The sequence below is a fragment of the Endozoicomonas arenosclerae genome (assembly GCF_001562015.1).
Taxonomy (GTDB): domain Bacteria; phylum Pseudomonadota; class Gammaproteobacteria; order Pseudomonadales; family Endozoicomonadaceae; genus Endozoicomonas_A; species Endozoicomonas_A arenosclerae.
In genome coordinates, this window is sequence record NZ_LASA01000100.1 from 1 (window position 1) to 13,498 (window position 13,498).

Annotated in this window: 12 protein-coding genes; 6 read left to right on the top strand and 6 right to left on the bottom strand. The window is 47.0% G+C overall.

Annotated elements, in window-relative coordinates; all coding sequences use genetic code 11:
• Together WG89_RS32790 and pflA are read left to right on the top strand one after the other, a co-directional pair.
• A partial coding sequence (locus WG89_RS32790) for a pyruvate formate lyase family protein (RefSeq protein ID WP_342669262.1) occupies nucleotides 1-1,377 on the top strand: 1,377 nt, incomplete at its 5' end.
• Nucleotides 1,378-1,529: 152 nt separating this feature from the next.
• On the top strand, nucleotides 1,530-2,261 hold the full coding sequence (gene pflA / locus WG89_RS15870; RefSeq protein WP_062267909.1) for a pyruvate formate-lyase-activating protein: 732 nt from the start codon (nucleotides 1,530-1,532) through the stop codon (nucleotides 2,259-2,261).
• A gap of 200 nt (nucleotides 2,262-2,461) precedes the next feature.
• On the opposite strand, the gene WG89_RS15875 is transcribed toward pflA, so the two are convergent.
• The 4 genes from WG89_RS15875 to yciA all read right to left on the bottom strand — a co-directional run bounded on the left by WG89_RS15875 (nucleotide 2,462) and on the right by yciA (nucleotide 6,759).
• Complete coding sequence (locus tag WG89_RS15875) at nucleotides 2,462-3,685, bottom strand: hypothetical protein (protein ID WP_153301634.1); 1,224 nt, start codon at nucleotides 3,683-3,685, stop codon at nucleotides 2,462-2,464.
• Between the two features lie 596 nt (nucleotides 3,686-4,281).
• Nucleotides 4,282-5,319 carry a GMP reductase gene (locus WG89_RS15880; protein ID WP_062267878.1) on the bottom strand — a complete coding sequence of 346 codons (1,038 nt, stop codon included), beginning with the start codon at nucleotides 5,317-5,319 and terminating at the stop codon, nucleotides 4,282-4,284.
• A 347-nt stretch (nucleotides 5,320-5,666) separates the two neighbouring features.
• Entirely contained in the window at nucleotides 5,667-6,287 is a 621-nt protein-coding gene (gene udk / locus WG89_RS15885; RefSeq protein ID WP_062267880.1) for a uridine kinase, read from the bottom strand.
• Nucleotides 6,288-6,369: 82 nt separating this feature from the next.
• Entirely contained in the window at nucleotides 6,370-6,759 is a 390-nt protein-coding gene (gene yciA, locus WG89_RS15890) for an acyl-CoA thioester hydrolase YciA (RefSeq protein WP_062267882.1), read from the bottom strand.
• Nucleotides 6,760-6,988: 229 nt separating this feature from the next.
• On the opposite strand from yciA, the gene WG89_RS15895 reads away from it, so the two are divergent.
• From WG89_RS15895 to WG89_RS15910, 4 genes are all read left to right on the top strand, one after another.
• Nucleotides 6,989-8,056 (top strand): class I SAM-dependent methyltransferase, encoded by a 1,068-nt coding sequence (locus WG89_RS15895; protein ID WP_062267883.1) that lies wholly within the window; start codon nucleotides 6,989-6,991, stop codon nucleotides 8,054-8,056.
• Between the two features lie 227 nt (nucleotides 8,057-8,283).
• Nucleotides 8,284-9,096 (top strand): amino acid ABC transporter substrate-binding protein, encoded by an 813-nt coding sequence (locus WG89_RS15900; RefSeq protein WP_216638503.1) that lies wholly within the window; start codon nucleotides 8,284-8,286, stop codon nucleotides 9,094-9,096.
• Nucleotides 9,097-9,235: 139 nt separating this feature from the next.
• Nucleotides 9,236-9,901, top strand: a complete 666-nt coding sequence (locus tag WG89_RS15905; protein ID WP_062267885.1) for an amino acid ABC transporter permease — start codon at nucleotides 9,236-9,238, stop codon at nucleotides 9,899-9,901.
• A gap of 168 nt (nucleotides 9,902-10,069) precedes the next feature.
• Complete coding sequence (locus tag WG89_RS15910; RefSeq protein ID WP_062267887.1) at nucleotides 10,070-11,791, top strand: hypothetical protein; 1,722 nt, start codon at nucleotides 10,070-10,072, stop codon at nucleotides 11,789-11,791.
• Nucleotides 11,792-11,841: 50 nt separating this feature from the next.
• On the opposite strand, the gene WG89_RS15915 is transcribed toward WG89_RS15910, so the two are convergent.
• Both WG89_RS15915 and WG89_RS15920 read right to left on the bottom strand, forming a co-directional pair.
• Complete coding sequence (locus WG89_RS15915; RefSeq protein ID WP_062267890.1) at nucleotides 11,842-12,552, bottom strand: tRNA1(Val) (adenine(37)-N6)-methyltransferase; 711 nt, start codon at nucleotides 12,550-12,552, stop codon at nucleotides 11,842-11,844.
• A complete protein-coding gene (locus tag WG89_RS15920) occupies nucleotides 12,553-13,470 on the bottom strand; it encodes a DMT family transporter (protein WP_062267892.1) in 918 nt (305 codons plus the stop codon). It abuts the gene before it with no gap.
• Nucleotides 13,471-13,498: the final 28 nt, after the last annotated feature.

A 13,498-nucleotide genomic window follows, 5' to 3' on the forward strand; every position in this document is an offset into this window, starting at 1 on the left:
CAGGAGATGATCGATCACTTCGTAATGAAGCTGCGTATGGTTCGCTTCCTGCGTACGCCTGAGTATGATGAATTGTTCTCTGGCGATCCTATCTGGGCGACAGAATCTATTGGTGGTATGGGTCTGGATGGTCGTACGCTGGTCACCAAGAACAGCTTCCGTTTCCTGCATACCCTGTACACCATGGGCCCATCTCCAGAGCCAAACATTACTGTTCTCTGGTCTGAGTCTCTGCCTCAGGGCTTCAAGGAGTTCTGTGCCAAGGTATCCATCGACACCAGTTCCATTCAATATGAAAACGATGATCTGATGCGTACGGATATGGACAGCGACGATTACGCCATTGCCTGCTGTGTATCCCCAATGATTGTGGGTAAACAGATGCAGTTCTTTGGTGCTCGTGCCAACCTGGCCAAGACTCTGCTGTACGCCATCAATGGCGGTGTGGATGAGAAGCTGAAGGCTCAGATTGGTCCAAAAGTTGCGCCTATCACCGATGACGTTCTCGACTTCGATACTGTTTATGCCAGCATGGATCACTTGATGGACTGGTTGGCTACCCAGTATGTGACTGCCCTGAATTCCATTCACTATATGCACGACAAGTACTCTTATGAAGCCGCTCAGCTGGCTCTTCATGATCGTGACGTTGTTCGTACCATGGCTACAGGTATTGCTGGTTTATCTGTTGCGGCTGACTCTCTCTCCGCCATCAAATACGCCAAGGTGAAACCCATTCGTGATGAAGATGGCCTGGCGGTCGACTTCGAGATCGAAGGTGACTATCCGAAGTTTGGTAACAACGAAGAGCGTGTCGATGCAATTGCCTGTGAATTGGTAGAAACCTTCATGAAGAAGGTGTCTTCTCACAAGACTTATCGTAATGCGATTCCAACCCAGTCTATCCTGACCATTACTTCCAACGTGGTGTATGGCAAGAAGACCGGTAACACTCCAGACGGTCGTCGTGCAGGCCAGCCATTTGGTCCAGGTGCAAACCCAATGCATGGCCGTGACATCAGTGGTGCGGTTGCTTCCTTGAGTTCTGTTGCTAAACTGCCGTTCTCTTACGCAAAAGATGGTATTTCCTACACCTTCTCCATTGTGCCAAAAGCTCTGGGTAAAGATGAAGATGGCCGTCGTCGTAACCTGGTGGGCCTGATGGATGGCTACTTCCATCACGAAGTGGAGCGTGAGGGTGGCCAGCACCTGAACGTGAACGTACTGAACCGAGAAATGCTGGAAGATGCTGTTGAGAACCCAGACAAGTATCCTTCCCTGACCATTCGTGTGTCCGGTTATGCTGTTCGATTCAACTCTCTGACACCTGAGCAGCAAAGAGACGTTATTGCCCGTACCTTTACAGCAACCCTGTAAGAGTAACGGCGGTGCACTAATGAAGGCCGGCATTATGCCGGCCTTCTTTGTTAGATTTATTTACATAAATGCAGCGATCTGACGACTTGTAGCTATCATCCATTGATGTCTGGCGTATTTCCGATTTGCAGCTGTTTGAATTGAGGTCAGTTATGGCAATTGGACGTGTTCATTCCATGGATTCATTTGGAACCGTCGATGGCCCGGGTATCCGCTATGTGGTCTTTATGCAGGGCTGCCTGATGCGATGCCGTTATTGCCACAACCGGGACACTTGGGATCTTCGTGAGGGTGGGGAACTGAAAAGCCATGAAGAAGTGTTTCGGGAAATTAAAAAAGTTAAAAACTTTCTCTCCGGCGGTGTAACGGTAACCGGGGGAGAGCCTATCCTGCAGGCTGAGTTTGTCGCCGATTTATTTGAAGAGTGTCGTAAAGAGGGTATTCATACCTGCCTGGATACCAATGGTTTTGCCAAACATATCAATGATGATGTGATTCGTCTGCTGGAGAATACGGATCTGGTGCTTCTGGACATCAAGCACATGGATGAAGAGCTTCATCATAAACTGACTTATGTAACAGGCAGTCACACCAAGCATTTTGCCCAATACCTGGCCGAGATCAACAAGCCGGTTTGGATTCGTTATGTCGTGGTGGACGGTTATACGGTAGACCCTCAATACGCACGTATGCTGGCTGAATTTATTGAGCCTATGAAGAATGTTGAGAAGGTGGAGATTCTGCCTTATCACAGCCTAGGTGTTCACAAGTGGGATTTATTAAATGACACTTATGAGCTGGAAAAAGTAACGCCGCCTACTCAGGAGCAGCTCGACTTGATCAGAGATGAATTTACTTCAAGAGGGGTTGCTGCGGCTTATTAAATCGTATTTCGCTTACCCTGAGCTTGTCGAAGGGTGATGGTATTGGACTTTGATAAGCTCAGTTGGAACGGGTTTTTGAGAGGGGTTGAACAAGGAAGTAAATTTCAGACAAGTTCCTGGTCTGAAAATCCAGCATTCAAAAAGATATGAATGCTGGATAGGTAATTGCTCAGCCTTTTTGATGAAAGTTATATAAGTCGCTACTCACTATGGTTTGAGCCTGACTCAACATCATGATGTCTGTTTCGTCTGTAGCAATAGCAGTGATAGGCTGTTTCTGCTGCTGCTAGAACCCCTTGGCCTAGAAGGGTTGATGTAAGGCTGCCTATCACAGTAAAGACAGGTACCGCAGCGCTGGCGGATCTGCAGGTAAAACTTTCGGTTGCATTATGTTGTTCTGCCCTCTCTCTTTCCTTATTGCATAGATCAACAACCACGGCAATGGTTATCCAGCCTCCTGTAACGAGCCCTATTGAACCAGCTACTTTATAGCGATTTTTAAACAGTGTTCTTTTAAGGCTGTGTTTTTCCCAGAAGTTACCTCCGCCGTTGTCTCCACCGCCTCCTCCCGCAGCTCCTCCTCTTCCATTGTCATTTGATCCTTCATCGTTATTACCGTCATCGTCGGGGTCCTGGCCTTTTCTAAAATCGAAGTGAAACAATTTGAAGCTGTACTTATTGCCGCGATGTCTGAGGCCTCCGTTACTAGCAGCTTGTCTGCCGGTCGCTGAAACATTAGAAATGACTAATTGGTGGGGAGTGCTGGGAAATAGTGATTCAGCTACCGCAACTTCTTCCTGAATGAAGGGAGAAGCGGCCATATTGATTTCGGCGTTGATGTTTTTAAGGCTACCAGCATCAAAGTAGGGTCTTGTAGCAGTGTGTGCTACAAGATCTTTCATTGACAGGGTTATAGTTTCTGTGGCGATTGGACTTTGCTGTACTGCTTCTTTACCTCCTGGCTTTCCGGGACAGATACAGGACTCTTCCTCATCAATGCTGTCGTATAATTCAAATGCAAGGCTAAGGATTTCAGCCCAGTTCAATGAGGTTGTTTTGCTGTCTTCTGAAGATGTTTTTAGTAAAACAGAATAAGATTTGTTATTAGCAAAGACAGTGACAAAATCCGGATGGATCAGAGACCCACTGCTTTTCAGGGTGATGCTTGCTTCTCCTTTGGCAGGTTCAAGAATGTATTCGACACCTTCGGCTAATAGGGTAGAACTGATCTTGCAGTGGTTGCAGTGGAAATCTGAAGCTGTCTCAGCCTTTACTCTCAATTGCCAGTTGCCATGATCTGCGGCTGAATAGGTTTGTTGTTTGATTTGTCCGGTTACCGGGTCTGTTAGCTCATGGTATATGGGGACTATCAGAGTACTGCCAGGAGGTTGAGCTTCTGTTGCAGGCGGTATGATAGAAATCAAAATGAGTAAACTTAAACAGAGAAATGATGGCAATAGTCTGACTGAGTTCATGGTTTACAACCTGTTAGACAGAAACAGATCAAAACTAGACTATGAGTCAATAGTCAGCAAATGCTGACAAGCTATCGTCCATGCTTCTAGTCGTTATCTTGCTTGCTACAGGTTAATTTTTCGGGACTATCCTGATGGTTTTAATCTGAAGGTAGAGGCAGATGTTTCGGTCTTTGATAGGAGTGCTTCTGTTTGCGGCTTTTTTAATAAATGTTGGTTCTTCTTCAGCTTGTTCCATTGAGGGGCAAGAGTGTAAGAAGGTGACAGATTGCTGTAATCCCAATACCGAGAGAATGTGTAATCTTGAAGCGGGTCAATGTATGAAATGTCTGGGAGAGAAAGAGTTATGTGGCCCTGAAAGTGCTCCTTGTTGTTATCTCTGTACTCCGCAGCAGCCCGGCTGTTTTCAAATGGAGTGCAGAACCGATCCGGACTATGACACAGATAGAAGGCATTGTTTGCCTCCGGCACCGAGGTTTCAATCTGAGGAGTTGTAGCAAGAGAGCGGCCCTTCCTGGAGAGGAAAGGCCTCAGGAGTCAAGGGTTTAGTTAAAAAACCTGTTTTCCTGTTCCTGAACGCGAATGAAAGTGGTCCGCTTGGTCAGTTCTTTCAGGGTGGCTGCGCCTACATAGGTGCAGGTTGAGCGAACGCCGCCCAGAATGTCCTGAACAGTATTTTCAACCGGGCCACGGTAAGGCACCTTAACGGTTTTACCTTCAGAAGCGCGGTAGTTGGCAACACCACCGGAGTGCTTGTCCATAGCGGTTTCGGAGCTCATGCCGTAGAACAGTTTGAACTTCTTGCCGTCTTCTTCCACTTCTTCGCCAGCAGACTCGTCGTGACCGGCAAACATGCCGCCAATCATGACAAAGTCAGCACCGCCACCAAAGGCTTTGGAAACATCGCCAGCACAGGTGCAGCCGCCATCAGAAATGATTTGTCCACTCACACCGTGTGCAGCATCTGCGCATTCGATGGTGGCAGACAGTTGAGGGTAGCCTACACCGGTTTTAACGCGGGTTGTGCAGACAGAGCCTGGGCCGATGCCAACTTTAACGATGTCGGCACCTTTCAGAATCAACTCTTCAACCATTTCACCGGTTACAACGTTACCGGCAATAATGACTTTGTTTGGGTGTTGCTTACGCACTTTGGAGACGTACCGAACAAAATGCTCAGAGTATCCGTTGGCAACATCAATGCAGATAAAACGAAGCTTGTCGTCCAGTGCCAGGATATCGTTGAGTTTGGCAAAGTCGGCTTCGGAGGTGCCGCTGCTCACCATGATGTGGTTTTCAATGCCTGCAGGTGCGCTGTCCAGAAACGCTTTCCACTCTTCGATGGTGTAGTGCTTGTGCACTGCGGTCAGCATTTTGTGCTCAGCAAGGGCCAGAGCAATGGAGAAGGTGCCCACTGTATCCATATTGGCAGCAATGACAGGGACGCCGGTCCACTCCTGGTCGGTGTGAACAAATTTGAAGGTACGTTCCAGGCTGACCTGGGAGCGGCTCTTCAGGGTTGAACGCTTGGGCCTGAACAAAACATCTTTAAAGCCCAGCTTGATATCAGCTTCAACACGCATAACTTTCCCGTTAGACCTTTTTACAGGTTAAAGACTTAGTCTTCGACAGGTTAATGACAAGGGAGAGTGTACAAGCGGCAGGATTTTGGAGGCTACCTATGAGGAGATACCGGTGACCCGGAAAGCGCGCGCACTTTCGACGCTTATACCGGTCGATTATACAAAAACAGATATTCAGGTCAAAGGTTGATTTGCCGAAGCCTGTTTTTTTCGCTCATGGCTGTTTTGCCGTTTGGACAGAATCACCCGAAAGTGTTGCCAGGGAGGTTATGCCCTGTCTGAAATCATAAACTGACTATTAAAGTAGCAGACTCAGAGGCAGGGCATGGAAGAGCAGCAGGATTGATTTAATCAATCAGGTCCTGAATTTTGGTTTTGATCAGATCAATGGCGATTCTGTTTTTACCACCATGAGGAATAATCAGGTCAGCGTGCTGGCGGGCAGGCTCAATGAACTGAAGGAACATGGGGCGAACCGTTTCAAGGTACTGTTTGATCACGGAATCCACGTCGCGACCACGCTCAATAATGTCACGCTTCAGTCGTCTGATCAGGCAGATGTCCAGTGGTGTATCCATATAGAAGCGAAGATCAAATGTTTCACGAATTTCTGGACGTGTGAACAATAGAATGCCTTCAATCAGGATTACACGAGCGGGCAGAACTCTTCTGGTTTCCTGCTTACGGTTATGTTCGGTGTAATCGTATAAAGGCACATCCACAGCCTGACCTTCTTTCAGTCGCTTCATGTGCTCCAGCATCAGGTCGTGGTCCATGGATTCAGGGTGATCGTAGTTGGTTTGAACCCTCTGCTCCATGGTCATGTGAGTCTGATCTTTGTAATAAGAATCTTCAGAGATGACGCAGACGTGCTCCGACTGAAGCTCTTCAACCAGAGTATTGGCGAGCAGGCTTTTACCAGAGGCGGAAGCGCCGGCAATGCCGACCAGGATGGTTTTTTGTTTCATAATTTATATCCCACTTATATCAGTAAAAAATATCTTCTACGAACGCTGTTAAAAAGGAGAACGGTTCAAATATTTTTTACGGCTACAGGCATTCATCTCTATCCACAGGTTGAGGACGACCATCTTCATCAATGGCCACAAAAGTAAAGATGCCTTCAGTCACTTTGACACGTTGCTGATTGAAGGGCATGTTCGTGATCCAGACTTCCAGCTTGATGCGCATGGATGTAGTTCCGACATGCAGTATTTCAGCATAACAGCAGACTACATCACCCACGTTGACCGGTTGGTGAAATGACATGGATTCTATGGCTACAGTGGAAATGCGGCTATGGCTTCTCTGTTTGGCAGCGATGCCACCGGCGATATCCATTTGCGACAATAGCCAGCCACCAAAGATATCACCGTTTGGGTTGGTATCTGCGGGCATTGCGAGGGTTCTCAGAACCAGCTCGCCTCGTGGCTCCAGCATGAGGGGTCTCCAAAGCACGAAAAAACTGGCGCGAATCCTAAAAGTGATGGGAGGTCATGTAAATCGGTAGTTTCAGAAAATTTATGCGCACAAAGGAATTCAATAGAATATTATTTATGCTTGCTAGGCAATACCTTGCATTTACGGTATAAGAAGCCCGCTAATTTCTGACTCTGGTTTAAGCCAGATATGGTCTGTGACTTTTGTTTTATTATGATCGAAGGATTCTATGAGCGCCCGAGTTCTTTCTAACCCCAGTCAGCTGGTAATACGCAACAGTGAATGGCTGAGCTGCAACAAACTGTTGATGCTGGGTATGCCAGCAGATGGGCTGGGCAGAGAGCTGCTGCAGGAAAACATTGCTGAAGAAGTATTTGGACTGACCCGTGATTTTTCTGTTTTTCGAACCATTAAAAACGATTGGGCCTCTGTGGGCGGTCAGCTGAATCTGCAATACGGTTCAGTGATCGAATCTTCAGAAGCTTCTTTTGATGGTGTTCTGATCTTTCTGCAGAAAAGCAAGCCTCTCATGGATTTCTGGCTGGCAATGATTGCTCCCAGTCTGAAAGAGAATGCTGTTGTATGGTTGGTCGGTGAAAATAATGAAGGTATTAAGTCCTGGCGCAAACGGCTGAAGCAGAGCTTTGCTGAAGTTAAGAATATGGATAATGCCCGTCATTGCAGCTTGATAGAGGCTTCTGAGTGGCTGGAAAGGGATACCGGTTTTTCCAAACAGGATTTCTATAGCCAGTACCCGCTGGATGTCTCCGGAACCTCCATAAATTTATTTTCTCTGCCAGGAGTGTTTAGCCATGGACGCGTGGATGTAGGTACGGCAGTGCTTCTGGATACCTTCGACCGCTGTTCTGCTAAAAGAGTACTGGATTTTGGTTGTGGTGCGGGTGTGGTGGCTGGTTTTCTTGCCCAGCTAAGCCCAAGTGCACAGTTCACTCTGGTTGACTCTGATGCTCTTGCGCTTGAGAGCTCAACTCGGACCCTTCAGGAGAATAAGGTAGAAAACTTTAATGTGCTCGCCAGTGATGGCTTATCGGAAGTGGCAGGGGAGTTTGACCTGATTGTTTCCAACCCTCCATTTCATCAGGGCGTTAAAACCCACTACGCAGTGACAGAACAGTTTCTCGAGCAGTCGGCGAGTCTTCTGAAAAAAGGTGGAGAGCTGCGAATCGTTGCAAACAGCTTCCTTCGTTATGAGCCCATCATAAAAAAAGCCTTTGGTGAATGCAGAACCCTTGTCGTTAAAAATGGCTTTTCAATCTATCAGGCTTTCAAGAAATAAAGTTGGATTATTCATGGATTAATTTTTTTTGTTCCATGGATGGACTCAATGCCTTGTGAGTCGCCTTATATAATTTAAAAGAATAAAAAACACTAAAAAAATTATTTCAGTTATAAGTGAGTGGACTGATACTCTGCGCTCCTGATTTTGGCCAGGCAATAGACACAACAACTGTCTTATGTGTACCTGTATATTGTCTGGTCATAGCTGTTTTCAGGGAGTACCTCATGTTCGGTCTTACATTCAAAAAAACCATAACTACTGCCATCCTGGCTACTTCTGTGATGCTGGCTGGATGCTCTGACGACAAGTCTCCACAGACTCAAGCTACTGATGAAACAACGTCTTCTGTTGTTAAAGTCGGCATGTCGGGCACTTATTATCCTTTCACTTTCATGGAACAGGGGGAACTGAAAGGCTTTGAAGTGGATCTCTGGAATGAAATTGGCAATCGACTGAATTCAGACGTTGAATTTGTTACAGCTCCCTTCTCCGGCCTGTTTGGTATGCTCGAAGCCGGGCAGCTGAATACTATTTCCAACCAGATTACTTTAACGCAAGCCCGAGCTGAGCGTTACGCTTTCTCAGAACCTTACGTTTATGACGGTGCCCAGATTGCGGTTCATCAGGACAATAACGAAATTCATTCTGTTGATGATCTGGCAGGCAAGAAAGTAGCTGTGAATCTGGGATCGAACTTCGAAGCGATTCTGCGTCAGAATGACCCTGAAAAGCAGATCAATGTAGTGACCTATGACACCGGCATTGAGCAGGATGTTGTTCTCAAGCGTTCCGATGCTTTTGTTATGGACCGTGTCAGTGTTATGGCTCTGATTGAAAAGTCTGAACTGCCGCTTAAGCTGGCGGGTGAGCCGATTGAAATCCTGAAAAATGCCATGCCTTTTATCAATGATGAACAGGGTAAGGCGCTGAGAGATCAGGTCAATGCTGCTCTGGATGCCATGCGTGAAGACGGAACTCTGGCCTCTATTTCCGGTAAGTGGTTTGGTGGCGATATTACTGCCAAACCTGCAGGCTAAACCTTTCATCCATCACCATTCTTTGGAATACTGCCCCGCTTTTCTTACTGTGAAAAACGGGGCAGGTTGGTTTATGCCATTAGGCAGCGAGCAATATAACTTTCGCCCGTCTGTTCCATCGTCAGTTACAGGCAATTGAATGATTGATTTTGAATACACTGTCGGGATGTTGCCGACGGTTGCCATGAACCTGGATACGACATTATATATGACCCTGGGTGGTCTCCTTATGTCTTTGTCCCTGGGACTGGTTCTGGCCTTGGTGAAGATAACCCGTCCATTTTATCTCCATTATGTGGCGGATCTGTACATTTCTTTCTTCAGAGGCTCACCGCTTCTGGTTCAGTTATTCCTGTTTTACTATGGCTTGCCACAACTGGTGCCTGCTTTGGCGGGTATGCCGGCTATTGTGGCGGTAATCATTGGCTTGGGTCTGCACTTTGCGGCTTACATGTCAGAAAGCATGAGAGCGGCGATCATCAGTATCCATTCGGGCCAGATGGAAGCAGCTCTGAGTGTGGGCATGACTCGTGCTCAGGGTATGAGACGTATTATTCTTCCCCAGGCAGCTAGAGTGGCCTTTCCTGGCTTGATGAACAATGCGATTGATCTGCTCAAAAGTACATCGCTGGCCTTTACGCTCGGCGTTGTGGAGATCATGGCGCGTGCCCAGATGGAAGCCGCCAGTAGTTTCCGATTCTTTGAGAGTTACCTGAGCGTGGCATTGATTTACTGGATTGTGGTGCTGGTCTGCACCTGGTTCCAGAAGTGGGCTGAAGCACGTCTTAATCGAGCCTACATTTAGTAGCTCTCTCTAGCGGGTGCCGAATCTACGACACCCGTTTGTCTTCTGCAGTCATTCTGAATTTATAGTGTTGTTATTCTGACTTCTTCTATTCTGAGCATTCCTGATTCCATTTCTTTCCTATACTAACCAGAAGTTAGTGCCGCTTTTGGCCATGGAGAGGTCAGGATGAGTTTAACAACACGAATAGAGTCGATAATTCCTCGACTGTCTCACTTCCAAAGCGAAGTAGCCCAGCAGATCAAGGCCCTGCACCCCAAGAAGGTGCTTGTTAGAAACTGGGGGCGCTTTGTACAAGGCATGCGTATTGTCGCCTTCCATGCGAAGCGGTTAGCTCATGGCATCGCCGATAGAATTCCCAGAATTCGAATTTCTACAAGACGTGTGGTCCAGGTCAAAACTGAAGGCGCGATTTTGAATCGCACTATCAAGGCCAAGAGTAAAGAAGGTCTGAAGCTTACGCAGGTTCAGTATGAGCTTCTGAATGGTAAGACGGGTTTTGTTATTGAGACTCGTGGTGAGCCTGGTAAAGCTCAGACGCAGCATCTGGTTAAGGTTAAATCCAGTGCCCTCAAACAGTCAGAAAAAGCATTTGAAGAGTCTCTGGAAGCCTTTGTGCAGGCCAGAACAGATTTCGATGCCAAACAAGTGAAGACACCCTATGAAACGCTGAATGCTTCAGGACAGGAAGAGCGTAAAAAAGAGCACGCTGAAATGAAGCGTCTTGAGACAGAGATGCTGGGTAAAGAGCAGGAGTATATTAAACTCCGCGCGATGGCTACCCGATTAAAGCTGAGAGAAATAGGCGGTCAACACGATACCAAGGCGGCCTTGAGAGACGCTCTGCGATTTCATGCTAAGGCCGAGGCTGCCAAGCTGGCAGATGCTGGTTCCCTGGTAACCGGTGTGGCCAGCAGTGTTCAGTCCGTTACCCAGAAGCGTAAAGATATTGATGCTGATATCAAAGCAGTCAGTGAGAAATACAGACATAAAGTCTACAAGGATATCAAAGCGTTTATTGACAATGACGATGAAAACTCAGAGCACAATACTCTGGTCAGAGCCCAGCGCAACAGGCAGATGGTTAAAGGTACTGACAAGCTTCGCTTTGCAACAAGAGACGCGGGTCATGCCAAACGTCTGCCTGGGCTTGATTACTACATGTGTGCAGCCAGGGAAAAGATGAAAGCTGATGGGAAGACTATCTATAAAGATCGTCTGGTACTTGAAGCTGTGCGTATGATGCATAATGACTGGTCACTGTTTGCCCATGATGTGCAAGGTCAGATTGATCAGATAAGAGTGGATGAGGACGAAAAAACAGGCAAAAAAGGCAGCTTTGATGCCGACAGGATGTGGGAGTATCACCACCTGAGAAGTTTCCAGGAAACTCTTGCCAAACTGCGAAGACTGGCAACCATTGACGAAGATAGCCAAAGCAGAGTTGTTGACTTTCTTTCAAGTTATGGTGAAGAGCTAGGCTTGGGTGAGCATCCAGGGTATAACCTTGATGTGCTGATGAAAGAGGCTGAGGTAAAATATGGTGTCAATAATTTCAAATTACTTGAAGGCACAGTTCCAAGAACAGAATTAGGTGTTGAAGCGCACCCTGAATATTTGCCAATACAGCCTTTTTCAGCTTTCCCTCCACCCTATAGCCCTGGTATTGATAGAACTACTGCTGAACTACTGGCTAAAAATGGAAATCCGTTTTCATTGGAAACTCCTCCGCAGGTCTATCCACAAGCCACAAGACCTGGTGATCATCTATCATCAGTAACTGATCCCTTACCACCCACGTTTGGTAGCAATTGGCAGCAGTTCGAAGATGATACGTCACCTCTGCTTCCACAGAAGACTGGCCGTGATAAGACAAATCCTTTCAGTTAAAGTCTGGATCAGGTTGGAGATGAAACGGCACCTGTAGGTGCCGTTTCCATTTAAAGCTTCAGATAATAAGGCTTTAGAAGTTCTGTCGTTGCAGACGTGTAAAAAGGGTGTTCGCTATAAATGGTTATCTGCTCATGGAAGCTCTCTGAATTGCAGTACCCCAAAACCAATATATGACGATGATCTTTATGAGTCTCGGAAGAGCGAACCGTAATGGTTTGCTCAAGCTTTAACTCTGTAACTTGTTTAATCTCTTTCAGAAGCAGTGAGCTGGAATCAACCGGTAACAGAATCCAGGCTTTCCCTTCATCAGACAGCAGTCGGTCAATATTTGTGGCCAGTTCCATAAAACTCAAACTGTCAGTGTGGCGTGCCAGAGATCGTTTGCTGCAGGGTGCTTTAAATGCATTCTCAAAGAACGGAGGGTTGCACAGAATGCAGTCATAACGCTTTTCAGGCATGAACGACTGTATTGAGCTGTGATGTAAGGTTATTTGAGTGCTCCAGGGGCTGGCCTTGAAATTCTCAGTGGCTTGGAGGGCTGCCTGATCATCCATTTCAACGGCATCGATAACTGCGTCTGATCTTTGGGCTGCCATTAAACTGAGCAGGCCGGTTCCTGCACCAATATCCAGAATGAAGTGACTGTGTTCAACTTCAGCTCTGGCTCCCAGAAGACAGGCATCGGTTGTGATCTTCATGGCACTCTGGCCTTGTTCTACCCTGAATTGTTTGAATTGGAAGTAACTGTTTCTGGCCATTCAATTGCCACTCATTGCCGGGGCGTTGGAGCGTTTGGGGCTCTTGGATTTCTTCTGTTGCAAGACAACCGAGGCAACAATCATGACCAGGCCCACATAGGTGGATGTGTGAATACTCTCATTCAATACGTTGGCTATAAATATCAGCGACAGGAATGGACTGAGATAGCTGATGTTACTGATCATTGCGGTATTCTCTGCAAGCTTCAGAGCCTTCAACCACAGAATATAAGCAAATCCCATCTCAATCAGACCAATGTAAACGGCTCCGCCTAAACCTTCCAGTGGGATAGGCCAGACACTGGACTTCCAGAATACGGCAGCCGTAATCCAGGGCAAGCCAAACAGGAAACAAAGCAACAGACCTACCAGAGAATCGCCATTATTTTTGGCGTTCAGAATCCAGTATAAAGCCCAGACCAGCGTGCTGGAGAGTACCAGTAGAACACCTTCAGGGCTGCCAAAATCGAGGTTTCGGAGTTCACCGCGGGTGCTGATAATAACAACACCAAGGTAGGCAACCAGACAGCAGCAGGCATCTTTAATACTTAATTTATTGCCCAGTAATGGCACGGCCAATAATGTCAGAGCTAAAGGCCAGCTGTAGTTCAGAGCTTGTGCTTGTTGTGCGGGTAACAGGTCGTATCCGCCAAATAAAGCAATGTGGTACAGAAACGGATTCAGGAATCCCAGCAGCAGGTAGAGCAGAAAATATTTTTTAGCCTGTTGAACCAGCAGGTGACCCCTGCCTTGAGCAAAGACAAAACCCGTCAATAATAACGTGGAGGTCAAAACTGACCAGAACAGCATTTGCCAGGGGTCAAGGTGTTCCAGCGTAAGCTTGAAGGCTGTGGCTATGGTTGACCAAAGCAGGGCAGTGGCCAGAGCATAAAGGCAGGCTTTGGTTTGAGAAGACATACTGCTTAAAGTCTCAACAGGTGGTTAC